Genomic DNA, 24,284 nt, shown 5'->3' on the forward strand with positions numbered 1-24,284 from the left:
TTTCAAAAAAAACTTCCTTTTCTGAAGATTTGTTATATAATATAAAACATGAAATCAAATCTGTTATAAAACAGTTTAAGAAGGGGATGCTAATATGTCGACGCAAACTTCACGGGTTACACTCGTTGGAGAAATGTTACCAGCGTACAGCGAAATATTGACACCTGAGGTGCTTAGTTTTTTGAAGGAACTACATGAGAATTTTAATGAGCGCCGCATAGAACTTTTACAAAAACGTGTAGAAAAACAAAAGAGAATTGATGCAGGGGAGTTTCCGAAGTTTCTAGAAGAAACAAAACACATACGTGAAGCGGATTGGACAATTGCCAAGCTGCCAAAAGACTTAGAGGATCGCCGTGTAGAGATTACTGGACCGGTAGATAGAAAGATGGTCATTAACGCTTTAAATTCAGGAGCGCATCTTTTTATGGCGGATTTTGAAGATTCGAATTCACCAACTTGGGAAAATGCAGTGGAAGGCCAAATCAATTTACGAGATGCAGTAAAGGGAACGATTTCACATGAAAATGATAAAGGGAAAGAATATAGATTAAATGAGAAAACAGCTGTACTCATTGTACGTCCAAGAGGATGGCATTTAGAGGAAAAGCATATGCAAGTTGATGGGAAAAATATGTCGGGTAGCTTAGTAGACTTCGGCTTGTACTTTTTCCATAATGCGAAAGCTCTTTTAGCAAAAGGGAGCGGCCCATACTTTTACTTACCGAAAATGGAAAGTTATTTAGAAGCGAGATTATGGAATGATGTATTCGTATTTGCTCAAAAATATATCGGCATTCCAAATGGAACGATTAAAGCAACTGTGTTACTGGAAACGATTCACGCTTCGTTTGAAATGGATGAAATTTTGTATGAGCTAAAAGATCATTCTGCTGGCTTAAACTGCGGAAGATGGGATTATATTTTTAGCTTTTTAAAGAGTTTCCGTAATCATAATAAATTCTTACTACCAGATAGAGCACAAGTCACGATGACGGCGCCATTTATGCGTTCGTATTCTTTGAAAGTAATTCAAACATGTCACCGCCGTAATGCACCAGCAATTGGAGGAATGGCGGCACAAATTCCGATTAAAAATAATCCAGAAGCAAATGAAGCAGCTTTTGAAAAAGTGCGTGCTGATAAGGAACGCGAAGCTTTAGACGGTCATGACGGGACTTGGGTTGCCCACCCTGGACTTGTACCGGTTGCAATGGAAGTGTTTAATCACATTATGAAAACACCAAATCAAATTTTTAGAAGACGTGAAGAAATATGTGTAACAGAAAACGATTTACTAGAGGTACCGGTGGGAACGATTACAGAAGAGGGCCTTCGCATGAATATTAGCGTAGGTATTCAATATATTGCATCTTGGTTAAGCGGACGGGGAGCAGCACCCATTTATAACTTAATGGAAGATGCGGCAACAGCTGAAATTTCAAGAGCACAAGTATGGCAATGGATTCGTCATGAAGGTGGAAAACTAAATGATGGTCGTAATATTACGCTTGAATTAATGGAAGAATTAAAAGAAGAAGAATTAGCAAAAATAGAAAGAGAGATTGGTAAGGAAGCCTTTAAGAAAGGGAGATTCCAAGAGGCGACAACGTTGTTTACAAATCTCGTTCGAAATGATGAATTCGTACCATTTTTAACATTACCGGGTTATGAAATTTTATAAAAAATGAAAAGGGGATGGAACAAATGAAAAACGAAAGAATCGAGAAGTTACAAGAAAGCTGGGAATTAGATGAGCGTTGGAAAGGGATCACACGTCCATATTCGGCAGAAGATGTAATTCGCCTGCGCGGGTCAATTGATATTGAACATACGTTAGCGCGTCGTGGTGCTGAGAAGCTTTGGACATCGCTTCATACAGAAGACTATATTAACGCACTTGGCGCATTAACAGGAAACCAAGCGATGCAACAAGTAAAAGCTGGGTTAAAAGCGATTTACTTAAGTGGTTGGCAAGTAGCAGCTGATGCAAACCTTTCTGGGCATATGTATCCAGACCAAAGTTTATATCCAGCGAACAGCGTACCTGCTGTAGTAAAACGAATTAATCAAACGCTTCAACGTGCGGATCAAATTCAGCATATGGAAGGAAGCGATGATACAGACTATTTCGTACCGATTGTAGCAGATGCAGAAGCTGGATTTGGTGGGCAATTAAATGTATTCGAACTGATGAAAGGTATGATTGAAGCAGGTGCATCAGGTGTGCATTTTGAAGATCAATTATCTTCAGAGAAAAAATGTGGCCATTTAGGCGGAAAAGTACTACTACCAACGCAAACAGCAGTACGCAATTTAATTTCTGCACGCCTTGCAGCAGATGTAATGGGAGTGCCGACAATTATCGTTGCAAGAACAGATGCGGATGCAGCTGATTTAATTACGAGCGATATTGATCCTGTTGATAAAGCATTTATTACAGGAGAAAGAACACCAGAAGGATTTTACCGTACGAATGCAGGTCTTGATCAAGCAATTGCGCGCGGTTTAGCGTATGCACCGTACGCAGACCTCGTTTGGTGTGAAACGTCAGAACCAAATTTAGAAGATGCAAAACGATTTGCGGACGCAATTCATAAGGAGCATCCAGGGAAGCTACTTGCATATAACTGCTCACCTTCATTCAACTGGAAACAAAAACTAGATGAAAAAACAATTGCAAGCTTCCAAAAGGAAATCGCATCTTACGGTTACAAGTTCCAATTCGTAACACTTGCTGGATTCCATTCATTAAATTACGGTATGTTTGAACTAGCACGTGGCTATAAAGAGCGCGGCATGGCAGCATACTCTGAACTACAACAAGCAGAATTCGCAGCTGAAAAACATGGCTACTCTGCAACACGTCATCAACGCGAAGTAGGAACAGGTTACTTTGATGAAGTGGCACAAGTGATTACAGGGGGAACTTCATCAACGACAGCGCTAAAAGGATCTACGGAAGAAGCACAGTTTACGAAATAAAAGGAAGGGGCACCTTTTTGAAAGGTGCCCCTTGTTATTTTCTAAACGATTCGAAAAGAGAGATTGAGTTGTCGGCAAAAAACGATACTAACTTTTCTTTATTACTAAATCAACTCCACTCAGCCCTATGATCACGAATAAACTTCATATCTTTCTCATAATGCTCTAGATGTCCTTCATCGATCATTCTTTGGAAATTCAAGTCGCCTTCTTGAGCTTTTCGTTTCATATATGTACATAACCCTTCTAATCGAAGCAACACCATTCCTAAGTAATCTTCATCCATATTTTTATCATAGGACTGAACGAACAAATTCACTCTCTCTTTAATACGATCTGCATGTTGCGATGAGTCATAATGAACGGCTTCACCGGATTCAGTATAATACACTCTACTTAAAGGCACACAAGTATAGAGTGTATAAGCGATATCCCATAGTCTTGGACCAGGAGCAGCAACATCGAAATCAATAATCCCTACTGGCTTCTTATTATTAAAAATAATGTTATATATGGCAAAATCATTGTGACATAAAACCTCAATGTTATTTGGAGTATGATCCATCGGTTTCCAATCAGCTAATAACGGAAAATCACTTACAGCATCATGGTAAAGGCGGAGCATCTTTGCTATTTCTTTTAATACATCATTAGATCGCATATATTCTTTTAAAGGATAATTGCCAGCTTCTCCTTCAATAAAGGATAAAATCTCTCTATCCTTTTCATCTACACCTAAAAACTTTGGAGCATAATGAAATCCTTTGTTTTCTAAATGTTGCAATAGCTTATGAATCTTTTCACTGTCTGGCTTTAACTCTCGCCGAACAGTATTTTCAGAACGATATACGCTTGAGACGTTTCCCCCTGTTAGCCTTTCTTCTTTAGCGTAGTTTGACATGTGAAAATTCCCCCTGTGATTAAAAAATCCAATTCCAAATAGTGAATAGACCAACAACGGCAGAAAAGAGAAGGGAAGCAAGCAATGCTAGACAGCCAAAAGGAACTAGCTTATCTTTCCATGTTTCTTTATACTCATAAATTAACTCCTCTGCTACTTTCTTCTGCACTGAAGATAAAGGTTGATCTTTATACAAACCTTTTATATGGTTAGAATCGCCTTTAAACTTTAAAGCACGTGCAATATGATGAGGACTATTTCCCATTGATTTTTCAAATAATAAACATGATTCATGCATAATACCTGTTTTATGCTCTTCTAGATACCAGTAACGTCCAGCCATTTCTGGATATTGTAATTTATAATAAATATCTCCGAGTTGTTTTCGAAGATGTAATTCATTTGGGTATGTAAAGATGAGGCCATGCAATCTATCTCTTGCTTTTCCAAGATTATTATTTTCAATATCCTCTTCAATTCTTTTTAATGTTTTTTTAGGAATTTTATTGGTCATAAACTCCTCCTTATTTAGAATAGAGATAATTATATTTTATAAGAAATACTAAAAATTAGAAATTCTATTTTCGAAAAAGATTGTACATTTTATTTTAATGTGCTATGATGATGTCAGTTGAATAGTTAAATTAAGCAATCCATATGTTATCAAGTGCTGAAAACGAACGAGAAAAAGTATGTGAGAACTAGTTTATGTTTCGTATTTGATAATGTGTGGATTCTTTTTTTAGACAGGAAGACTAAAAAATTTAAAATTTGTATTTTCTTAGGAGGAAATAATTATGGCAGTAACAGGACAAGTAAAATGGTTTAACAACGAAAAAGGTTTCGGTTTCATCGAAGTTCCAGGCGAAAACGACGTATTCGTACACTTCTCAGCAATCGAAACTGACGGTTTCAAATCTTTAGAAGAAGGTCAAAAAGTTAGCTTCGAAATCGAAGACGGTAACCGTGGACCTCAAGCTAAAAACGTAATCAAACTATAATTTTATAGTTGATGATGGAAAAAAGGATGGCTAATGCCATCCTTTTTTTGTTGTGGAGAAAGTTTTTTTAGAGCCTGTTTTTATATCTAAATCTCTTTTTCGATGTTACAACTGGTAAAAAATTATCTGGAATGCGTATTAGTTTCTGTAGAAGAATTAGTTCAGCAAGAGCATTTGCTGCGTATGATAGTAAATAACTATAAATTTGTATTCTCTGTTGAAATGGGGAAATCTTTTCCAGATAGACCTTGAGTAACATCTTTTTTGTTAGCGTTGTTGTTGGAATTTTGTACGTTTTGAGATGATGTTTCTAACAGTTGTTCTTGTTCCTTACTAGGGGTATTCAGAGCATCTGAGGGAATGCTATTAACCTGCTGATTTAATGGATTTTCTTTATCCATAGTATACAACTCCTTTTTAGAATTCGATAAAAAGCAATGTAATTATAAATAGCTACTTATATATATTGTGTTTTTGAATGACATTATATACAAAACTTATATTGCAAAGTTAACTAATTAACGAATTGTTAGTGATGGATAAAGATGTGCAAATTTGAATTTTTTAATAAAAATTAAAAGCGGATAACAAGTACAAATACTCTTTCTCATGTTTTATATAAGGATCATATTACAAATCAAAAAAGATGTAGAGAACCTTGGAAGAAAATATAGTCGTTTTTTAGGGGGAAGAAGAATAAATAAAATGATACTACGAATGTAAAAAGGCATTCCATAAAGGAAGGCCTTTTATTGTTCTTGCCCTGATTTTTTCTTCTCACGTTTTTTACATTCTGGACATTTTGATTTACGAAACGGTTTGGCAAAGAATAGCAGAATGAAAAATAAACCGAATATAATATTAGCTGAGTTTTTCACGATAATGACGCTACTATTTTTCATTTGAATCGATGGTTGGATCTCTTTTTCTTCCATAGTGGCCCTCCATATATTGGATTTACATTTTAATTATAGCAAAGTTAGTTGTTGTAATGATGTGAAATGAGGAATGGATAATAAATATTTATAGGTAGTATAAATGCTGTTTTTATAACTTTAAAATTAATTAATTTCTATATTGTGATTTTATTGTTTAACAAATGTTTGATAAATGATAAAAAATTGTAAAAAAGCGGAACTTGTAAGCTATTTCCTTTTCATAGATGCTAAAATTATATATGCAGCTGCTAATATAAATGGAAAAAAGGAGATAATGGAGTATGGAAAGTAAAGTGGAACGCTATGTCGAAAATTATGTTGTAACGAAAAATACGATGGCCTTACTTCCTGTTATTCTAAGTGAAAAGAAAATTGTTACGCGAGTCGTTGAAATGAATGATTCTTTTTTCGTATTTCAAAAACCTCTAGATATTATAGAAAGAAGTTGCCGCAAGCATGGCTCTAGTTTCTTAGGCAGAAAAGAAGGAACGAAAGAGTTAACTCATATTACACATAAAGCACCGATTGCGATTAGTCCAGCAGATCAACTTTATTTTTTCCCTACCTATTCTTACTCTAGAAAAGAGTGCGCTTGGTTGTCTCATTTTTATATTGAAAGTAATAAAGAATTAGAAGATGGAAATCTTATTATTAGATTTATAAATGGCTTTGCTGTGAAATTAGAAATATCAAAAACTAGTTTTGAAAATCAACAAAATCGTACAGCGAAATTACGTACTGAATATGAAGATCGTAGGAAAAAACAAGGGAATCCTTGTTTTAAAGAGGTCGATAAAAAAGAGGAATCAACATTAAGACCCGCTTATGAGAAGGTGTATTTTGTGAAGGAAGGCGAAGTGTGAAAGGATGGGGGAATCCCCATTCTTTTTTTGTTTGTCAGTCAGTCTTTGTAGATCAGGCGATATATTAGAAAAAACGAGTTGTAATTGATATATTTAGAAAATCACCAGTATAATTTCATTTACCGATAAAAACCGAAAAACAATCTAAATAACAAAATGAACGACACGTCCTGTCGAATATTGATAGATTATCATAGCTAAATAATGAAGGAATTCTTATGAAAGATATGGAAACTTTAATAAATACATCTCCGTATGTCGTATCTACCATTTCCTCTTTCATATAAGCAATGATACAGTAGGGATAGTATTTAGAGTAAAGGGGTAAAGTGTAGAATGGATTTTCAGACAATCAAAGAGTATTTTTCACCAGAAAATATGGATCATATTGTTGAGAGTTATAAAGCGTTCGGACCACTTCTTGGTATTGGTTTACCGATGATAGAGGCGTTGATTCCAGCATTACCGCTTATTGTATTTGTACTGGCGAATGCTGTTGCATTTGGCTTTTGGCTCGGTTTTCTTTATTCATGGCTTGGATCAGTAATGGGTGCATTACTTGTCTTTTTCATCATCCGCCATTTTGGTCGCAGTCGTTTCTTTTCGTTTGTAAATAAGCATGAGAGAGTACGAAAAGCAATGGGGTGGATTGAAAGGAAAGGATTCGCACCGATTTTTGTTATATTTTGTTTTCCGTTTACACCGTCAGCGCTAATAAATGTTGTCGCTGGTTTATCCCGAATTAGTGTAAAACAGTTTGGTCTAGCGTTAGCATTCGGAAAACTTGTGATGATTTTTATTTTAACGTATATCGGTCATGATTTAATGTCATTTATTCATAATCCAGTGAAATCAGTTATTGTAGCGATTGGTATTTTTATTTTATGGTATGTCGGTAAGAAAATCGAAGTAAAGTTAGAACTACATTAAGAATAGTCTTCTTTGTAAAGGAAAGCTTCAGTATTAAAGGATAAGGGGAGAAGCAGATGAAGAAAACTTTGAAAAAAGAAGGCATAGAGTGGATACGAACAATTTTAATTGGTGTATTATTAGCTGTATTTTTTCGAACGTTTTTCTTTTCAACGTATGTTGTAGAGGGGAAGTCAATGATGCCGACATTGCAGGATGGCAATATGCTAGTTGTAAATAAGGTGAGTTATCAAGTTGGGGACTTGAACAGATTTGACGTTGTGGTATTTCATGCGAATAAAAAAGAGGACTATGTAAAGCGGGTTATCGGTTTACCTGGAGATCATATTGAATATAAGCAGGATAAGTTATATATAAACGGTCAATTTATTGATGAGCCGTATTTAGAGAAGTATAAGAAAGAGATAAATGGAAGGCAACTAACAGGCGACTTTACATTAGAAGAGTTAACGAAAGAAAAGCTGGTGCCACCCGGGTTTATTTTTGTAGTAGGTGATAACCGGCTCGGGAGCTGGGATAGTAGACACTTTGGCTTTGTAAAAGCTGATACAGTTGTCGGTAAAGTTGATTTGCGATATTGGCCAATTCAAGAGGTGCAAACGAATTTTTCAAAAGGTTGATATAATGAAGTAGAAGTATAGAAAAGACAAACAACTCAGTTTGTCTTTTTTCGTGTACTATAATACAATTATAGTAGCAAACTAACGTTCGTTATGTAAGTGAAAGGTGGGGTTACATGTCACTTCGATTTGTGATTGGTAGAGCGGGAAGTGGAAAAAGTACACTTTGTTTACGCGAAGTGCAAGAAGAGTTAAAACAACGCCCGAGAGGGAAAACAATATTATATCTTGTGCCAGAACAGATGACATTCCAGACGCAGCAGGCGTTAATTGGAAGTGAGGATGTAAGAGGTTCTATTCGGGCACAAGTTTTTAGTTTTTCACGATTAGCGTGGAAGGTACTACAAGAAGTTGGCGGAGCGAGTCGTCTTCATATTGATGAAGCGGGTGTACATATGTTACTCCGTAAAATTGTAGAGTCTCGTAAAGATGGATTATCGGTGTTCCAAAAAGCAGCGGAGCAAAACGGTTTCTTTGAACATCTTGGCAGTATGATTGCAGAGTTTAAACGTTACAATGTAACGCCATCTAACGTATATGAAATGTGGAAACAATTGGATGCGCATAGTAGCAGTGCCGAACAAAAGTTACTAGCGAATAAAGTGTATGATTTACAGTTACTATACGATGATTTTGAACGTGCTTTAATTGGAAAATATTTAGATTCAGAAGACTACCTACAATTGCTAGTGGAAAAGCTTCCGCAGTCTGAATATGTAAATGGTGCGGAAATTTATATAGATGGATTTCATTCACTCTCCCCGCAAGAGTTAGAGATTGTAAGACAGCTTATGATTTGCGGAGCGAGAGTTACGATCACGTTAACGATAGATGAAAAAACGTTAGCACAGCCAGTAAATGAACTCGATTTATTTTATGAAACGACGTTAACGTATGAAAAAATCAAACAAGTAGCGCGTGAAGAGAAAATAGAAATTGAAAAAACAATTCCACTTATGGAACAGCCGCGTTTTCATTCTCCCGCATTAGCGCATTTAGAAGCTCATTATGAAGCGCGTCCGAATGAAAAATTTAACGGTGAAGCGAGTGTAACGATTAGCACAGCTGCGAATTTACGAGCGGAGGTAGAAGGTGTTGCTCGTGAAATTCGTAAACTTGTTGCGAATGAAAAATATCGTTACCGAGATATTGCAGTGCTTCTTCGTAATGGGGAAAGTTATTACGATGTGATGCGCACGTTATTTACAGATTACAATATCCCGCACTTCATCGATGAAAAGCGCCCGATGTCACACCACCCATTAGTAGAATGTATTCGTTCTGCACTCGAGATTATTAGTGGGAATTGGCGTTATGATGCGGTGTTCCGCTGCGTGAAAACAGAGCTTTTATATCCATTAGACGTAAGAAAAGAAACGATGCGTGAAGAAATGGATGAATTTGAAAATTACTGTTTAGCGTACGGTGTACAAGGAAAGAGGTGGACTTCAGAGGATCCATGGATGTATCGCCGTTATCGTTCTCTTGATGATACGAACGGGATGATTACAGACAGTGAACGTGAAATGGAAGAGAAAATAAATAGGTTACGTGACGTTGTAAGAACACCTGTTATTCGCATGCAAAAAAGGTTAAAGCGTGCAGGAACAGTTATGCAAATGTGTGAAGCAGTTTACTTATTTCTAGAAGAGCTGGATGTTCCGAAAAAACTAGAAGAATTACGTATACGTGCAGAAGAAAGTGGAGATTTCTTATTTGCGACAGATCATGAACAAGTATGGGAAGAAGTAATGAGCCTTCTTGATACGTTTGTAGAGATGCTTGGTGAAGAGAAAATGTCTCTTTCTATGTTTACGGACGTTATGTCGACAGGTCTTGAGGCACTTCAATTTGCTAACATTCCGCCGTCATTAGACCAAGTGTTAATTGCTAATATTGATCACTCCAGGTTATCTGACGTGAAAGCAACGTTTATTATAGGTGTAAATGAGGGGGTTATTCCAGCAGCACCTATGGACGAAGGTATGCTTTCTGATGAAGAAAGAGAAGTTCTTGGTGCAGCAGGGATTGAATTAGCGCCAACGACGAGACAAACTTTGTTAGAAGAACAGTTCGTTATGTATCAAATGGTAACGAGAGCATCTGAGAAGTTATATATTTCATGCCCGCTTGCAGATGAAGAAGGAAAGACGTTACTTGCGTCTAGCTTTATTAAGAAAATAAAAAGAATGTTCCCTAATGTGAAAGATTCATTTATTACCAATGACGTAAACGATTTATCACGTTCAGAACAAATTTCATACGTAGCAACGCCAGAAGTAACGTTATCTTACGTTATGCAGCAACTACAAACGTGGAAGCGATACGGATTTGAAGGGAATTTAGACTTTTGGTGGGACGTATATAATTTCTACGTAACTTCAGATGAATGGAAACAAAAAAGTAGCCGCGTCTTATCAAGTTTATTCTATCGAAATCGTGCGAAGAAACTAAGTACAGCAGTAAGTAGAGATTTATACGGAGATATAATTAAAGGAAGCGTCTCTCGTATGGAACTATTTAACCGTTGTGCATACGCTCATTTTGCGCAGCACGGTTTATCGCTTAGAGAGCGTGATATTTTCAAGCTTGATGCGCCGGACATCGGCGAATTATTCCATGCGGCATTAAAGAAAATTGCGGACAAGCTATTGCGTGAAAACCGTACTTGGGCGGATTTATCCATAAAAGAGTGTGAGCATCTTTCTATTTTAGTAATAGAAGAAATCGCACCGTTATTACAACGACAAATTTTATTAAGTTCAAACCGTCATTTCTATTTAAAACAAAAACTACAACAAATCATTTTCCGTACGTCAATCATTCTTCGTGAACATGCGAAGTCAAGCGGATTCGTACCAGTTGATTTAGAAGTGCCGTTCGGTATGGGTGGTACAGGATCACTTCCGCCGATGGAATTCTCATTACCAAATGGTGTGAAGATGGAAGTTGTCGGCCGTATTGACCGTGTTGATAAGGCAGAAGATGAAAACGGGACGTTCTTACGTATTATTGATTATAAATCAAGTTCAAAAGCGTTAGATTTAACGGAAGTGTATTACGGATTAGCACTTCAAATGTTAACGTATTTAGATGTTGTTACTTCGAATGCGCAGACGTGGATGAAAAAAGGTCACGCAGCATCACCAGCTGGTGTATTGTATTTCCATATTCATAACCCAATCGTTGAGATGAAAGGTGACGCATCTGAAGCTGAAATTGAAAAAGAAATTTTAAAGAAATTTAAAATGAAAGGACTCGTATTAGGAGATGCTGACGTTGTTCGTTTAATGGATAACAAACTTTCAACAGGAAGTTCAGATATTATTTCTGCTGGCCTGAAAAAAGACGGTAGCTTTAGTGCGCGTTCAAGTATTGCAAGTGAGCAAGAGTTTAACGTACTGCAAAAATATGTACACCATACGTTTGAAAATATCGGAAAAGATATTACAGAAGGTGTTATCGATATTGCTCCTTATAAAATGGGAAATAAAGCAGCATGTACGTTCTGTAACTTCAAATCTGTTTGTCAATTTGATGAGTCACTTGAAGATAATCAGTTCCGATCGTTAAAAGATATGAAAGATAGCGAAGCGATGGAGAAAATAAGAGAGGAGGTTGGCGGAGAATGATAGAAAATTGGCCTGAAAAACCAGAAGGTAGTCAATGGACAGATGACCAGTGGAAAGCTGTTGTAGCGAATGGACGTGATATTTTAGTTGCGGCTGCAGCTGGGTCAGGGAAAACAGCAGTATTAGTTGAACGTATTATTAAAAAGATTATTAATGAAGAGAATCCAGTCGATGTCGACCGCCTGCTCGTTGTAACATTTACGAATGCAGCGGCGCAAGAGATGAAAAACCGAATCGGGGAAGCGTTAGAAAAGGTATTAATTGATGAACCAGGCTCTCAACACGTAAGAAAGCAGCTGAGCCTATTAAATAAAGCTTCCATTTCAACAATTCACTCATTCTGTTTACAAGTAATTAGAGGATATTACTACATGCTTGATGTTGATCCTCGTTTCCGTATTGCGAATCAAACAGAAAATGAATTGTTAAAAGAAGAAGTGCTAGATGACATATTAGAAGAAGAGTACGGAATCGAAGATAATACAATCTTCTTTGAACTTGTTGATCGTTATACGAGTGACCGTAGTGATGATGACTTACAACGTATGATTTTAGCGCTTCATACAGAGTCAAGAGCGCATCCAAATCCGGAAAAATGGCTTGATAAATTAGTAGAAGCATATGACGTAGAAGGAAAGACAATTGAAGATTTAGTATATGCTTCTTATTTATTAGAAGATGTGAAATTCCAGCTTGAAACAGCGGAACAGCATATTCGTAAGGCAACTGAACTCGCAATGCTTCCTGACGGTCCAGCGCCTCGCATTGAAACCCTGCAAGCAGATCTAGCTTTACTTGGAACGCTATCATCAGCTGCTCATGAGTCGTGGACAAGTTTGTATGAAGCGATGCAAAATGTATCGTGGCAAACGTTAAAGCGTATTAAGAAAAGTGATTACAATGAAGATGTTGTAAAACAAGTAGACTCTCTTCGTAATAAAGCGAAAGATGAAGTGAAGAAATTACAAGAAGAGTTATTTAGCCGAAAACCTGAAAGTTTCTTACGAGATTTTCAAGATATGCACCCAGTATTAGAAAAGCTTGTTCAACTTGTAAAAGTATTTACAGAGCGTTTCCAAGCGATGAAGCGAGATAAAGGAATGGTCGATTTCACAGATTTAGAGCATTTCTGTTTACAAATTTTAAGTGAACAAAGTGAAAATGGTGAAATGAATCCGTCAGCAGTGGCGCTCCAATATCGTAATAAATTTGCTGAAGTATTAGTCGATGAATATCAAGATACTAACTTTGTACAGGAATCTATTATTAAATTCGTAACGAAAGATTCTGAGAGTGAAGGAAACTTGTTCATGGTTGGTGACGTAAAGCAGTCGATTTATCGTTTCCGACTAGCCGAACCAGGACTATTCCTAGGAAAATATAAACGCTTCACACAAGAAGGATTGGGCGGTGGAATGAAGATCGACTTAGCGAAAAACTTCCGTAGTCGTCATGAAGTGTTAGCAGGTACGAACTTTATCTTCAAACAAATTATGGGTGAAGAAGTCGGAGAAATCGACTACGATGCAGACGCTGAATTAAAGTTAGGTGCTACCTATCCAGAAGGTGAAGATGTAGCGGCAGAACTACTGTGCATTCAGCAAACGGAAGAAGAAGTAATAGACGGAGAAGAAGGTGCAGAAGTCGAAAAAGCACAGCTTGAAGCTCGTCTTATGGCGCAGCGCATTAAAGCGATGGTTGATTCAGGTTATGAAGTGTATGACCGTAAAAATGATAGTATGCGCCCAGTACAATACCGCGACTTCGTTATTTTACTTCGCTCCATGCCGTGGGCCCCGCAAATTATGGAAGAGTTAAAATTACAAGGAATTCCAGTGTACGCTGACCTTGCGACTGGTTACTTTGAAGCGACAGAAGTAAATATTATGATGAACGTATTCCGCGTTATTGATAATCCGATGCAAGATATTCCGCTTGCAGCTGTACTTCGTTCTCCAATCGTTGGATTGAGCGATGAAGAACTTGCGACGCTTCGTGCTCATGGAAAGAAAGGCTCGTTTTATGAAGTAATGAGCTCATTCTTAAAAGGGGCACCACTTGAAGAGGAGCAAGAACTTCATGATAAATTAGAGTGGTTTTATAACTTACTGCAAGGATGGCGTGAATTTGCACGTCAACAATCACTTTCTGATTTAATTTGGAAAGTGTACGGTGAGACAGGTTATTACGACTTCGTTGGCGGTTTACCAGCTGGAAAGCAAAGGCAGGCAAACTTACGCGTACTATATGACCGCGCAAGACAATACGAAGCAACATCATTTAGAGGATTATTCCGCTTCTTACGTTTTATTGAACGTATTTTAGAACGCGGTGATGACATGGGTACGGCGAGGGCCCTCGGTGAACAAGAAGACGTTGTTCGCATTATAACGATTCATAAAAGTAAAGGGTTAGAGTTCCCGGTTGTATTTGTAGCTGGACTCGGTCGTCGTTTTAATACACAAGACTTAATGAAACGTTTCTTATTGCATAAAGATTTCGGTTTCGGTTCGCAATTTATCGATCCGCGTAAACGAATTAAATATACAACATTATCACAGCTTGCGATTAAGCGTAAAATGAAAATGGAATTAATTGCGGAAGAAATGCGCGTACTATACGTAGCGTTGACGCGCGCGAAAGAGAAGTTAATTTTAATCGGAACAGTTAAGGATGCAAATAAGGAAATGGAAAAATGGCTTGATGCGAGGGAACATAGTGAATGGTTATTACCAGATCACATACGTGCCGGGGCGTCTTGTTATTTAGACTGGATTGCACCTTCATTATATAGACACCGTGATAGTGAAATGCTTCTTGAATTAGGACAAGGAAGTATTCCAGATGAAATTTACGGGTATGACACTAGCTGGAAAGTAGAAGTTGTGGACGGTAATACGCTACTTGCACCAGAGCCAGTTCAAGAAGAGAAACAAGAATTGTTAGAAGCGCTTCGTGAGAAAAAGGCTGTGCCGTTAGAAAGTGAACGAAAAGATGAAGTGTACGATAGATTAATGTGGAAGTACGGATATGAGGAAGCAACATCTCACCGTGCGAAGCAATCTGTTACAGAAATAAAGAGAAATTATCAATCAGAAGATGGTAGTGATAACGCCTTTATTAAAAAACTACGTGCACCAATTAAAACACGTCCGCGCTTTATGGAGAAAAAAGGGTTAACGTACGCAGAGCGCGGAACAGCAGTCCATGCCGTTATGCAGCATGTTGATTTGAAGAAGCCGATTACGGTTGAAGTTCTTCAAGAGCAAATTGCTGGAATGGTAAATAAGGAATTATTAACATTCGAGCAGGCGGAAGAAATAGCGATTGAAAAAGTAATTTCATTCTTTGACAGTGACTTAGGTAAAAGGGTATTAGCGGCGAAAAGTGTTGAGCGTGAAGTTCCATTTACGATGATGCTTGCAGCAGAAGAAGCATATCAAGATTGGCAAGGGAATAGCGGGGAATCGATTCTTGTCCAAGGGGTTATCGACTGCATGATTGAAGAGGAAGATGGCATTACGTTAATCGACTTCAAAACAGATACGATTGAAGGGAAATTTCCAGGCGGATTCGAACAAGCGAAACCAATTTTAGAAGATCGATATAAAGTGCAGCTTTCGTTATATGCAAAAGCACTGGAGAAAAGCTTACAACATCCTGTAAAAGAGAAATGTTTATACTTCTTTGATGGGAATCACGTTGTAAATATTGAAGAATAGAGGGGCTTGAAAATGGTAACGGAAAAAACGTTAAGAACTTGTGAACAGGGACACGAGTACTATAAAAGTAGCGATTGTCCAACTTGCCCAGTCTGTGAGAAAGAGAGAAAACCAAAAGAAGGTTTTCTCTCTCTTCTTTCAGCGCCAGCAAGAAGGGCATTAGAACACCATGGAATTCAAACTGTAGAAGAACTCTCAAAATATAGTGAAAAAGAAATATTAAAACTGCATGGTATGGGACCTGCGTCTTTGCCGAAGCTTAGGAGGGCTTTGGAGGAGAGCGGGTTATCATTTAAATAAAATGAAATAGTGCCTCTTCACTACTTACTTGTTTATACCACTATTTGTGGACAGTAAAGTTCTTGCTTATTAAAATTTTATTTTAATAATTTTGAATTAGATAAAAGAAAAAAGTAGGAGAATATCTCCTACTTTTTTTACGCTGTTCCAATCTGATCTTGATCTGCCACATCAGAATCAAATGTATTCGTTGCACTAACACCGTTAAACGTATTCACGACAAACCCAACATTGGAAGCTCCAGATCCGTTATAGGCTTTCGTGTTTTCTTTCGGAGATACGTTATAAAAATCTCCTAAGTTGAAAGAGCCGTTACTGTTTTGCACGACGAGATTTCCTACAACCGAAGGCATACCATCCACCTACTTTACTAAGCTTTTTAATTACTATATGAATTATTGTGCGGAAGGTTCATCCGTAATATATTGGCGGATTTGTATAATACGAGAGTTATTAAAACCATAATCAACATTTCCAATTTGAAAGCAACCAGAATTTAAAAGTGTGCGTAATTCAACGTTATTAACTTCAATAAAAGGGCATTCATTTACAATGTTTAATTTTACATCTGTCGTTCGTTTTGGAATTGTAATGTGTTCATCTGTAAAGATTTCAAAAGCATCAAAGCGACCTTCTCCCCGTATATAAAAAGGAATTTCACGGTGGACGGCAATAGCTCTACTTTTTAATTCCATTTGGTTTGCATCTCCAACTTGAAATACAGCAGCAATCCCTAAAGAAATAATAGAAACATTTTGGACAATAGACACATGATGCAACATAATTTCTCAGTCTCCTTAACCTGGAGTAGGAGGGACATCTGTTACTAATGGTACAAATGGACCCTCTGTAACTGTTTCAAATGGTGTATCGAGAATAGAAGATAGAATGAGGAGATTTGCATCTCCAATTAAAAAGAGTGCGGACGACGATACACCGTTCATTTTAATCTGTCCGACTTTTAACTCACGGTTTACAACGTTAAGGTTCATACATACTTACTCCTTTCGGAAATTTCCCGGTATGTGCTGAATAAAGGAGAGAAAGGCTTTGTCAATATCTTGTTTCATTGCCTGAATAATGATATCTCGTAAATAATCTGGATCTGTTGAAATACCTTCATATGATTGCGCTTGTGATAAATAATAAGGGAGTCGATGCTCCATCTGTTTTTTTATGTCATCCACCATCATTTGTCGATACATTTCATCAAGCGGTGTTCGCTCTTCTTGTTCAAAATGGAGAATACGATTATATGCTTCTTCATCTAAGTATCGATGCATTTCTTGGAGGATACCTTGATAAAAGTCTGGGTTTGTTTCAGTTTCAGGGTTTACCTTCAATGTTTCTGTATCCACTTGAAAATCTTCAATTTGTTGTCCTTTTGCTGAAAATGGGTTTAAACCAATATTTAAAGTACCATTTAAATTTTCGACTTTTAATTGATCGAATTTGTATTCCACTTTTCCTACAGAAGAGGAGGGGCGATTTTTTAATTCGTTAAGCTCTTCTTGGAGTTGGCGCACTTGATCTTCTAAATTCAGGATGGCTGCTTGTTGTGTTTGAAGAGCTTGTTGAAGTTGGTGTAAGTAAGTATATATATCTTGATTCATTTGTGAAACCTCCTTTTCAATAGGGAGGGTAAAAATATTCCTGCTATATATTTATGACAAGGATGTCTTAAGAAGAACTAGTTGATGGTTTGATAGAAATAATTTGTCCTTTCGCCTGTAATGGGCGAAGCGGCTCCGTAAATCCGCCCGTATTTGAAAATTTAGATAGGGCTTTAATACTTCCGGCAGTACCAATTTGGAACACAGAAGAGGTTGTAATGCTATCAATTTTAATACTGTTGATGATGATACTTTGGTTTACATAAAAATTCAATGCAATTGCCTCCTTTAAGTTGAGCCAATTATCGCTTGATCGATTACATCTGAATCGTTGACAGTCGTTGCACTTTGATAATTGTAGACAGAAACATTGTCTCCAACGTTGAAAGAGCCGGCCCCGGCGAAAGCACGTGAGTAACTAATAGGCCTAATCGCAAATACATCTCCAATATGAAAAATACCACTTGATCCAATATTGACGATACGAATATGTCCGACCATAGCTGGCATATAAAACACCCTTCGTTTTTAAAATTTTCTTTTCTACTATTGTATGGGCGTTTTCAATAAAATGTGTGTTTTTTTGAAATAAAAGACACACACACGCTATTGCGTGTGTGTGTCGAGTGTTTGATTTGGGTGAAAATCCGTATGTACATGCCAAATTACATTTAAGAGCCTGTCCAGTTCTTGGCTACAATCCACTGTTTTTTGAGAAGTCATTCCATAGCGTTCAGCAAAATAAATCATTTTTTCACGTTTTTTTTCAATCGCTTGCTCAAACATTGAAATCGGCTCCATCTCTAAATGAAATTTTTAGTATATATGTAGTACATATTATACAAAAACTCCATAAAAAAGAAATACCTTCGCTAAAAAAAGTAAAATTTCTACATTTTATGCCAAATATAAAGGCGTAACGAATAGGGTATGAGAAGAATATTGTAAAAATTAGCGTGTATGAGAAGGTTTTTTTCTTACGGATGCGAATACAATTAAAGGGCATGAGTTTTAGGATGGAGAGTGGAAATATTGCGTTTTGTAACGGCGAAGAAAGAAGAAAAGGTATTTGTAGGTATTGTGGATGAAGAAGAAAAAAAGGTATTACACTTAAGAGAAGCGCAAAGACAAAAAGGGGAAAAGGTTACAATCCCTATTACAATGTTAGAGTGTATTGAAAGAGGAACTGAATGCTTTGAGAAAGTATGTGAAATTGTAAATTGGGCAAAAGAGAACGGGGAAGCGGCGTATTATCCGTTAACAGAGGTGAAAATATTAGCACCGATTCCAAGGCCAAGAAAGAATATTTTGTGCGTTGGAAAAAACTATCGTGAGCATGCCATAGAAATGGGCGGAATAGAGTCTATTCCAGAAAATATAATGATTTTTACGAAAGCACCAACAACAGTTATTGGCATAAATGAGCAAATTAATGGTCACCCTCATGCAACGGACGAACTAGATTACGAAGGAGAATTAGCTATCATTATTGGTAAGCGAGGGAAGCAAATAAAAAAAGAAAAAGCGCTTGAGCATGTTTTTGGTTATACGATTATCAATGATGTAACAGCTCGAGACATTCAAAGAAAACATAAACAGTTTTTCCTTGGGAAAAGCTTCGATACATTTTGTCCGATGGGACCGTATTTAATTCATAAATCGGTGGTTAATGCGCCGAATGCATTACACATTGAAACGGTAGTAAATGGAGAAGTAAGGCAAACTTCCAACACAAATAAAATGATTTTTTCAATAGAAGAAATTATTTCAACGATAAGTAAAGGAATGACTTTAGAACCAGGCGATATTATCGCAACAGGAACCCCGGCTGGTGTCGGAAAAGGTTTCACACCACCGAAGTTTTTACATGCTGGTGATGAAGTGGTTATTACAGTAGAAGGAATTGGTACTTTGCGAAATGTAGTGAAGTGAAGAAAAGAGCTATCTTGTTAAAAGATAGCTCTTTTTTATGGCCTTGGGTTATAGAGGTAATCAATAACGGAAAAAGTGTAAAGACCAATGAATGCAAGTGTACAAATGCCAAATAGTATAACCGTAAGTGCGCTTTTTTCTCGTCCAAAACCAATGATAGTAAGAATAACAGCAGTCCAAAATGATGCTTTCAGTAGTGTGAATGTAGTAGGAGTTGAGTAGTGAGTAAGCCATGTTGTGGAAAGTAGGAAGCCAAAGAATGTAACTAAAATAAAAGATGTAGCTAAATAGTTAATATGTTTACCATATCTTAATAGCATATCGCACCTCCTTTACGATTTTAAAATACAGAAAATTACAAAAAATCTTAATATAAATGAATATAAAAAGAAAGAGGTTGTCCCAACATGTCGGACAACCTCTCTATCATTACGATAATACAGCTTTAATTTTTTGGAATGCCCACTCTAAATCTTCTTCAGAGATTACTAGAGGTGGTGCGATACGAATTACGTTTTCATGTGTTTCTTTACATAGTAGACCAGCTGCTTTTAGTTGTTCACAGTAAGGACGAGCTGGTTCGTTTAATTCGATACCGATGAATAAACCTTTACCGCGAACTTCAGTGATCATTGGGTTATCAATCTCTTTTAATTGCCCAACTAATTTTTCACCTAATTGAAGAGAACGCTCTGTTAATTTTTCTTCTTCTAACACTTCAAGAGCTGCGATAGAAACAGCACATGCAAGTGGGTTACCACCGAATGTAGAACCGTGAGAACCTGGCTCGAATACGCCTAAAATGTCGCGGTTTGCTGCTACGCAAGAGATTGGGAATACGCCGCCGCCAAGTGCTTTACCAAGTATGTACATGTCAGGAGTTACATTGTCCCAGTCACAAGCAAATACTTTACCAGTACGGCCTAAGCCAGTTTGGATTTCATCTGCTACAAATAAAACGTTTTCTTTTTTACATACTTCAAAAGCTTCTTTTAAGTAACCAGCTGGTGGGATGTTAATTCCTGCTTCACCTTGAATTGGCTCTAAAATGAATGCTGCTGTGTTTGGTGTAATTGCGGCTTTTAATGCTTCTAAATCACCGTAAGGAATTACAACGATGCCAGGAAGCATTGGACCGAATCCACGCTTGTACTCTTCATTTGAAGACATAGAAACAGAACCCATTGTACGTCCGTGGAAGTTATCTTCACAAACGATGATTTCAGCGCGGTTTGCTTCTACTTTCTTCACATCATAAGCCCAGCGACGAACTGTTTTAATTGCAGTTTCAACAGCTTCAGCACCTGTATTCATTGGAAGTACCATTTCTTTATTAGTTAGTTTCGCAACTTTTTCGTACCAAGGACCTAATTGATCGCTATGGAAAGCACGAGAAGTTAACGTAACACGATTAGCTTGGTCAATTAAAGCGTTAATAATTTTCGGGTGACGATGACCTTGGTTTACTGCAGAATATGCACTTAATAAGTCCATATAGCGGTTTCCTTCAGGATCTTCTACCCAAACACCTTCTGCTTTAGAAATAACGATTGGAAGTGGGTGATAGTTATTTGCTCCGTATGTGTCTGTAAGTTCGATAATATCCTTAGTTTGAATCATGATTGTTCCCCCTTTTGTTATTACAAGAAGTTTGTAAATACTCTAAATATTATATCATTTAAATGTAAAAAAGCGAAACATTTCCTGAAAATAAATGAACATGTTATCATATAGGATGAAAAAGTGTGAAAAGAGGAGGTAAGGAATACGATGGTACATATGCATATTACAGCATGGGCGTTAGGTTTAATTTTATTCTTCGTTGCGTATTCACTTTATTCAGCAGGAAGAAAAGGTAAAGGTGTACATATGGGGCTTCGCCTAATGTATATCATCATTATTGTGACAGGCTTCATGTTGTACATGAGTATTGTGAAGACAGCAACAGGTAGCATGCACATGTGGTATGGCTTAAAAATGTTAGCTGGTATTTTAGTTATCGGCGGAATGGAAATGGTTCTTGTAAAAATGAGCAAAAACAAACCAACAGGGGCGGTTTGGGGCTTATTTATTGTTGCGCTAGTAGCAGTATTATACTTAGGACTGAAATTGCCACTTGGCTGGTACGTATTCAAATAAAAATAAAACCACCTTATAATCTCAAAGACTTGGGAGATAAGGTGGTTTTTATTTTTTATGTCGCATCGATATGCAACTCTTCTCCATTTACTTTCGTAAAACGGAACATATTTTTATTTGATGTAGTGTGACGTACGAAATGGTGCTGCAGTGTACAGATCATTTCGTCGTTATCAAACAAAAGAATATTTACTCCTTCGCGTGACTCCTCTTTCGGTAAGAAGGATAAATAATTATGACAATACATGCAATCATATAAAGAGTAGTGAAGTGATTGCAATGATTCAGTTAATAATGTGAAGACAGAGTCAGGTAATTCCTCGAGCCATTCATTATAGCTAAGAAGTAACTTTTTTCGAATACGTACCATTTCACCATTTTGCAAATGGTGTTGCTCGTTGGCGATTTGTAATACATCTTGTTCATAGAAACGGGCTGGTAACCAATTGTTATTATACAAAATTTCAAACCCATCTTCGGCAATATCTTCTAATAGAAACGCTTCATCATTTTCATCATCAAAGAATACCCATTCATTGTTTATATATTCTACATTACCGACTGTATGAGCACGGGGCTGGTTATATAAAATATGTTTACGTTGTATCATATACGATTTCTCCTTTATGAAAAGTAGTTATTCCTGTTATAGACAGTTCGTGCGTTCTTTATAACTAGACACATCTAGACATAGGTGGGCATACAATAAAACACGTTTTACTGAGTGAGAATGCTATTCCATATGTGGATAGTAGGTTATCGTCAAGTTTTTCATTTTTTAATCCGCACTCTTAGGGTGGGGATTACTGCACGTTCAAGAAAAGAAATAAGATGGAAGGATGATTTATATGTGCGGGATTACAGGATGGGTGGATTATAAACGCTCATTAGAAGGAGAAAGAGATGTCGTTACGAAGATGGCTGAGACGTTAGCGAAGCGGGGGCCGGATGATAATAAAGTTTGGATTAAAGGAAATGTCGCATTTGGGCATAAACGGTTAATTGTTGTTGATCCTGAGGGGGGGAAACAACCGATGACTTGTTTAAAAGATGAAACGAATTATGCCATTTGCTATAACGGTGAACTTTATAACACAGAAGACATTCGAAAGGAATTATTAAGAAGAGGGTATACGTTCAAAGGTCATTCTGATACAGAAGTATTATTAGCTTCTTATATTGAATGGAAAGAAGAATGTGTCGATCATTTAAACGGTATATATGCGTTTGCAGTATGGGACGAACAGAAAGAACAAGTATTTATTGCGAGAGATCGATTAGGTGTAAAGCCACTTTTTTATAAATATGATAGCGGACGCTTATTATTTGGTTCGGAGTTAAAAGCGATATTGTCGCATCCAGATGTGAAGGCGGAAGTAACATTAGAAGGGTTATCAGAAATATTCGGACTCGGACCGTCAAGAACGCCTGGCCACGGTATTTATGCTGGTATAAAAGAATTACGTCCAGGTCATGCGATGACATTTTCGAAGAACGGTTTATGTATATGGAGATATTGGAATGTAGAAAGTAAAAAACATGAAGACTCTTTTGAAGAAACAGTAGAGAAAACGCGCTTTTTATTACAAGATGCTATTACAAGACAGCTTGTTTCTGATGTACCACTATGTACTTTTTTATCAGGTGGTGTAGATTCGAGCGCTATTACAGCTATTGCAGCGAAAGAATATGAGAGATCGGGAAAAGGGCAATTACACACGTATTCTATTGATTACGAAGATAATGACAAATACTTTAAAGCAAATGCATTCCAGCCAAATTCAGATGCTCCGTTTATTAATTTAATGACTGAGACATTTCAAACAACCCATCATCGCTGCGTCATTTCGAATGAAAAATTAGCAGAGTATTTAACTGAAGCAGTACTTGTTCGTGATTTGCCTGGTATGGCAGATATCGATTCGTCATTATTATGGTTTTGCCGAGAAATTAAACAAGATTTTGTCGTTGGCTTATCTGGAGAATGTGCAGATGAAATATTTGGTGGATATCCGTGGTTTTATAGAGAAGATGATTTACAATCGAGTGCATTTCCATGGATGCGTTCTACAGAGGCACGTGAACAACTTCTAAAAAAAGAATGGAGAAATAAATTAAATTTACAACAATATGTACAAAGGCGTTATGAAGAGTCGATTCAAGAAGTTCCTATTTTAGAGGGGGAAAGTCCGCTAGAAGCAAAAAGACGCCAATTATTTTATTTAAATATGGTATGGTTTATGACAACATTATTAGACAGAAAAGACCGCATGAGTATGGGGGCAAGTTTAGAAGTACGTGTTCCATTTGCAGATCATCGTCTTGTCGAATATGCGTGGAATATTCCTTGGGAAATGAAAATGTATAAAAACCGCGAAAAAGGTCTATTACGTAAAGCGTTAGAAGATGTACTTCCGCATGACATCTTATATAGAAAGAAGAGTCCGTATCCGAAAACGCACAATCCACACTATACAAACGCAGTAACAGTATGGCTTCAAAATCTATTAACGGATAAAGGTTCAATTTTACACGAACTGTTTGATAAAGAGCTGTTGAGCGGATTGATTCAGTCTGGCGGCAGTGCATTTCAAACACCATGGTTTGGTCAATTGATGACTGGGCCACAGCTTTTAGCTCATTTAGCACAAATTCATGTTTGGTTTAAAGAATATGGGGTAAATATTAAGGAATAAGGGAAAAGCGGC

Annotated in this window: 26 protein-coding genes; 12 read left to right on the forward strand and 14 right to left on the reverse strand. The window is 37.1% G+C overall.

Going from position 1 to position 24,284, the window contains the following annotated elements:
• The first annotated feature begins 94 nt into the window (after positions 1–94).
• Entirely contained in the window at positions 95–1,684 is a 1,590-nt protein-coding gene (gene aceB / locus N2V80_RS05775) for a malate synthase A (protein WP_000107349.1), read from the forward strand.
• A 23-nt stretch (positions 1,685–1,707) separates the two neighbouring features.
• Positions 1,708–2,985, forward strand: a complete 1,278-nt coding sequence (gene aceA, locus N2V80_RS05780; protein WP_000787346.1) for an isocitrate lyase — start codon at positions 1,708–1,710, stop codon at positions 2,983–2,985.
• 109 nt (positions 2,986–3,094) lie between these two features.
• Here aceA and N2V80_RS05785 read toward each other — a convergent pair whose 3' ends face one another.
• Positions 3,095–3,886 carry a phosphotransferase gene (locus tag N2V80_RS05785; RefSeq protein ID WP_000073788.1) on the reverse strand — a complete coding sequence of 264 codons (792 nt, stop codon included), beginning with the start codon at positions 3,884–3,886 and terminating at the stop codon, positions 3,095–3,097.
• Between the two features lie 19 nt (positions 3,887–3,905).
• On the reverse strand, positions 3,906–4,400 hold the full coding sequence (locus N2V80_RS05790; RefSeq protein WP_000182386.1) for a DUF6584 family protein: 495 nt from the start codon (positions 4,398–4,400) through the stop codon (positions 3,906–3,908).
• Between the two features lie 283 nt (positions 4,401–4,683).
• Between N2V80_RS05790 and cspA the strand changes: the two genes are divergently transcribed.
• Positions 4,684–4,887 carry an RNA chaperone/antiterminator CspA gene (gene cspA, locus N2V80_RS05795; protein ID WP_000301518.1) on the forward strand — a complete coding sequence of 68 codons (204 nt, stop codon included), beginning with the start codon at positions 4,684–4,686 and terminating at the stop codon, positions 4,885–4,887.
• Positions 4,888–5,084: 197 nt separating this feature from the next.
• On the opposite strand, the gene N2V80_RS05800 is transcribed toward cspA, so the two are convergent.
• Positions 5,085–5,288, reverse strand: a complete 204-nt coding sequence (locus N2V80_RS05800; protein WP_000356922.1) for a hypothetical protein — start codon at positions 5,286–5,288, stop codon at positions 5,085–5,087.
• Positions 5,289–5,636: 348 nt separating this feature from the next.
• A complete protein-coding gene (locus N2V80_RS05805) occupies positions 5,637–5,822 on the reverse strand; it encodes a hypothetical protein (protein ID WP_061655456.1) in 186 nt (61 codons plus the stop codon).
• A 284-nt stretch (positions 5,823–6,106) separates the two neighbouring features.
• On the opposite strand from N2V80_RS05805, the gene N2V80_RS05810 reads away from it, so the two are divergent.
• The 6 genes from N2V80_RS05810 (at position 6,107) to N2V80_RS05835 (ending at position 15,892) form a co-directional block, all read left to right on the forward strand.
• Positions 6,107–6,688 carry a competence protein ComK gene (locus N2V80_RS05810; RefSeq protein ID WP_000444439.1) on the forward strand — a complete coding sequence of 194 codons (582 nt, stop codon included), beginning with the start codon at positions 6,107–6,109 and terminating at the stop codon, positions 6,686–6,688.
• 336 nt (positions 6,689–7,024) lie between these two features.
• Positions 7,025–7,618, forward strand: coding sequence for a TVP38/TMEM64 family protein (locus N2V80_RS05815; RefSeq protein WP_000347517.1), 594 nt, complete (start codon positions 7,025–7,027; stop codon positions 7,616–7,618).
• A gap of 56 nt (positions 7,619–7,674) precedes the next feature.
• Positions 7,675–8,238, forward strand: a complete 564-nt coding sequence (gene lepB / locus N2V80_RS05820; RefSeq protein WP_000751910.1) for a signal peptidase I — start codon at positions 7,675–7,677, stop codon at positions 8,236–8,238.
• A gap of 116 nt (positions 8,239–8,354) precedes the next feature.
• Positions 8,355–11,870: a helicase-exonuclease AddAB subunit AddB gene (gene addB, locus N2V80_RS05825; protein WP_061655457.1), complete on the forward strand. Its 3,516-nt coding sequence runs from the start codon at positions 8,355–8,357 to the stop codon at positions 11,868–11,870.
• Entirely contained in the window at positions 11,867–15,592 is a 3,726-nt protein-coding gene (gene addA / locus N2V80_RS05830; RefSeq protein WP_061655458.1) for a helicase-exonuclease AddAB subunit AddA, read from the forward strand. The genes addB and addA overlap by 4 nt, the downstream gene beginning before the upstream one ends.
• Before the next feature lie 12 nt (positions 15,593–15,604).
• Positions 15,605–15,892 (forward strand): RNA polymerase alpha subunit C-terminal domain-containing protein, encoded by a 288-nt coding sequence (locus tag N2V80_RS05835; protein ID WP_000255727.1) that lies wholly within the window; start codon positions 15,605–15,607, stop codon positions 15,890–15,892.
• A gap of 137 nt (positions 15,893–16,029) precedes the next feature.
• Here N2V80_RS05835 and gerPF read toward each other — a convergent pair whose 3' ends face one another.
• The 7 genes from gerPF to N2V80_RS05870 form a co-directional block, all read right to left on the reverse strand.
• Complete coding sequence (gene gerPF, locus N2V80_RS05840) at positions 16,030–16,245, reverse strand: spore germination protein GerPF (protein WP_001141566.1); 216 nt, start codon at positions 16,243–16,245, stop codon at positions 16,030–16,032.
• A gap of 42 nt (positions 16,246–16,287) precedes the next feature.
• Positions 16,288–16,674 carry a spore germination protein GerPE gene (locus N2V80_RS05845; protein ID WP_000902319.1) on the reverse strand — a complete coding sequence of 129 codons (387 nt, stop codon included), beginning with the start codon at positions 16,672–16,674 and terminating at the stop codon, positions 16,288–16,290.
• Positions 16,675–16,689: 15 nt separating this feature from the next.
• On the reverse strand, positions 16,690–16,884 hold the full coding sequence (gene gerPD / locus N2V80_RS05850; protein ID WP_001052807.1) for a spore germination protein GerPD: 195 nt from the start codon (positions 16,882–16,884) through the stop codon (positions 16,690–16,692).
• A gap of 6 nt (positions 16,885–16,890) precedes the next feature.
• A complete protein-coding gene (gerPC, locus tag N2V80_RS05855) occupies positions 16,891–17,505 on the reverse strand; it encodes a spore germination protein GerPC (protein WP_001070760.1) in 615 nt (204 codons plus the stop codon).
• Between the two features lie 67 nt (positions 17,506–17,572).
• Positions 17,573–17,779 carry a spore germination protein GerPB gene (gerPB, locus tag N2V80_RS05860; RefSeq protein WP_001012508.1) on the reverse strand — a complete coding sequence of 69 codons (207 nt, stop codon included), beginning with the start codon at positions 17,777–17,779 and terminating at the stop codon, positions 17,573–17,575.
• 14 nt (positions 17,780–17,793) lie between these two features.
• Positions 17,794–18,015, reverse strand: coding sequence for a spore germination protein GerPA (gene gerPA, locus N2V80_RS05865; RefSeq protein WP_001111187.1), 222 nt, complete (start codon positions 18,013–18,015; stop codon positions 17,794–17,796).
• Between the two features lie 96 nt (positions 18,016–18,111).
• Positions 18,112–18,291, reverse strand: coding sequence for an aspartyl-phosphate phosphatase Spo0E family protein (locus N2V80_RS05870; RefSeq protein WP_000462845.1), 180 nt, complete (start codon positions 18,289–18,291; stop codon positions 18,112–18,114).
• Positions 18,292–18,537: 246 nt separating this feature from the next.
• Here N2V80_RS05870 and N2V80_RS05875 point away from each other — a divergent pair, with 246 nt between their 5' ends.
• A complete protein-coding gene (locus N2V80_RS05875; RefSeq protein WP_001213086.1) occupies positions 18,538–19,437 on the forward strand; it encodes a fumarylacetoacetate hydrolase family protein in 900 nt (299 codons plus the stop codon).
• Positions 19,438–19,472: 35 nt separating this feature from the next.
• On the opposite strand, the gene N2V80_RS05880 is transcribed toward N2V80_RS05875, so the two are convergent.
• A complete protein-coding gene (locus tag N2V80_RS05880) occupies positions 19,473–19,757 on the reverse strand; it encodes a hypothetical protein (RefSeq protein WP_000926864.1) in 285 nt (94 codons plus the stop codon).
• 109 nt (positions 19,758–19,866) lie between these two features.
• Positions 19,867–21,057 (reverse strand): ornithine aminotransferase, encoded by a 1,191-nt coding sequence (gene rocD, locus N2V80_RS05885; RefSeq protein WP_000616658.1) that lies wholly within the window; start codon positions 21,055–21,057, stop codon positions 19,867–19,869.
• Between the two features lie 150 nt (positions 21,058–21,207).
• On the opposite strand from rocD, the gene N2V80_RS05890 reads away from it, so the two are divergent.
• Positions 21,208–21,576 (forward strand): YisL family protein, encoded by a 369-nt coding sequence (locus N2V80_RS05890; RefSeq protein WP_000233495.1) that lies wholly within the window; start codon positions 21,208–21,210, stop codon positions 21,574–21,576.
• 55 nt (positions 21,577–21,631) lie between these two features.
• On the opposite strand, the gene N2V80_RS05895 is transcribed toward N2V80_RS05890, so the two are convergent.
• Positions 21,632–22,186 carry a DUF2777 domain-containing protein gene (locus N2V80_RS05895; protein WP_000616049.1) on the reverse strand — a complete coding sequence of 185 codons (555 nt, stop codon included), beginning with the start codon at positions 22,184–22,186 and terminating at the stop codon, positions 21,632–21,634.
• 238 nt (positions 22,187–22,424) lie between these two features.
• On the opposite strand from N2V80_RS05895, the gene asnB reads away from it, so the two are divergent.
• Entirely contained in the window at positions 22,425–24,272 is a 1,848-nt protein-coding gene (gene asnB / locus N2V80_RS05900; RefSeq protein ID WP_061655459.1) for an asparagine synthase (glutamine-hydrolyzing), read from the forward strand.
• Positions 24,273–24,284 lie beyond the last annotated feature (12 nt).

Origin of the sequence: Bacillus sp. FSL W8-0640 (assembly GCF_038007725.1) — a bacterium.
Lineage (GTDB): Bacteria > Bacillota > Bacilli > Bacillales > Bacillaceae_G > Bacillus_A > Bacillus_A cereus.

What these genes read in the sequence shown, in the direction of transcription:
- N2V80_RS05815 (WP_000347517.1), top strand. Translation starts at nt 7,025, where the DNA reads ATGGATTTTCAGACAATCAAAGAGTATTTTTCACCAGAAAATATGGAT.
- asnB (WP_061655459.1), top strand. Translation starts at nt 22,425, where the DNA reads ATGTGCGGGATTACAGGATGGGTGGATTATAAACGCTCATTAGAAGGA.
- N2V80_RS05890 (WP_000233495.1), top strand. Translation starts at nt 21,208, where the DNA reads ATGGTACATATGCATATTACAGCATGGGCGTTAGGTTTAATTTTATTC.
- N2V80_RS05790 (WP_000182386.1), bottom strand. Translation starts at nt 4,400, where the DNA reads ATGACCAATAAAATTCCTAAAAAAACATTAAAAAGAATTGAAGAGGAT.
- N2V80_RS05835 (WP_000255727.1), top strand. Translation starts at nt 15,605, where the DNA reads ATGGTAACGGAAAAAACGTTAAGAACTTGTGAACAGGGACACGAGTAC.
- addA (WP_061655458.1), top strand. Translation starts at nt 11,867, where the DNA reads ATGATAGAAAATTGGCCTGAAAAACCAGAAGGTAGTCAATGGACAGAT.
- aceB (WP_000107349.1), top strand. Translation starts at nt 95, where the DNA reads ATGTCGACGCAAACTTCACGGGTTACACTCGTTGGAGAAATGTTACCA.
- N2V80_RS05880 (WP_000926864.1), bottom strand. Translation starts at nt 19,757, where the DNA reads ATGCTATTAAGATATGGTAAACATATTAACTATTTAGCTACATCTTTT.
- N2V80_RS05845 (WP_000902319.1), bottom strand. Translation starts at nt 16,674, where the DNA reads ATGTTGCATCATGTGTCTATTGTCCAAAATGTTTCTATTATTTCTTTA.
- N2V80_RS05800 (WP_000356922.1), bottom strand. Translation starts at nt 5,288, where the DNA reads ATGGATAAAGAAAATCCATTAAATCAGCAGGTTAATAGCATTCCCTCA.
- rocD (WP_000616658.1), bottom strand. Translation starts at nt 21,057, where the DNA reads ATGATTCAAACTAAGGATATTATCGAACTTACAGACACATACGGAGCA.
- gerPD (WP_001052807.1), bottom strand. Translation starts at nt 16,884, where the DNA reads ATGAACCTTAACGTTGTAAACCGTGAGTTAAAAGTCGGACAGATTAAA.
- aceA (WP_000787346.1), top strand. Translation starts at nt 1,708, where the DNA reads ATGAAAAACGAAAGAATCGAGAAGTTACAAGAAAGCTGGGAATTAGAT.
- N2V80_RS05895 (WP_000616049.1), bottom strand. Translation starts at nt 22,186, where the DNA reads ATGATACAACGTAAACATATTTTATATAACCAGCCCCGTGCTCATACA.
- N2V80_RS05870 (WP_000462845.1), bottom strand. Translation starts at nt 18,291, where the DNA reads ATGTTTGAGCAAGCGATTGAAAAAAAACGTGAAAAAATGATTTATTTT.
- addB (WP_061655457.1), top strand. Translation starts at nt 8,355, where the DNA reads ATGTCACTTCGATTTGTGATTGGTAGAGCGGGAAGTGGAAAAAGTACA.
- N2V80_RS05805 (WP_061655456.1), bottom strand. Translation starts at nt 5,822, where the DNA reads ATGGAAGAAAAAGAGATCCAACCATCGATTCAAATGAAAAATAGTAGC.
- N2V80_RS05810 (WP_000444439.1), top strand. Translation starts at nt 6,107, where the DNA reads ATGGAAAGTAAAGTGGAACGCTATGTCGAAAATTATGTTGTAACGAAA.
- N2V80_RS05785 (WP_000073788.1), bottom strand. Translation starts at nt 3,886, where the DNA reads ATGTCAAACTACGCTAAAGAAGAAAGGCTAACAGGGGGAAACGTCTCA.
- gerPC (WP_001070760.1), bottom strand. Translation starts at nt 17,505, where the DNA reads ATGAATCAAGATATATATACTTACTTACACCAACTTCAACAAGCTCTT.
- gerPF (WP_001141566.1), bottom strand. Translation starts at nt 16,245, where the DNA reads ATGCCTTCGGTTGTAGGAAATCTCGTCGTGCAAAACAGTAACGGCTCT.
- lepB (WP_000751910.1), top strand. Translation starts at nt 7,675, where the DNA reads ATGAAGAAAACTTTGAAAAAAGAAGGCATAGAGTGGATACGAACAATT.
- cspA (WP_000301518.1), top strand. Translation starts at nt 4,684, where the DNA reads ATGGCAGTAACAGGACAAGTAAAATGGTTTAACAACGAAAAAGGTTTC.
- gerPA (WP_001111187.1), bottom strand. Translation starts at nt 18,015, where the DNA reads ATGCCAGCTATGGTCGGACATATTCGTATCGTCAATATTGGATCAAGT.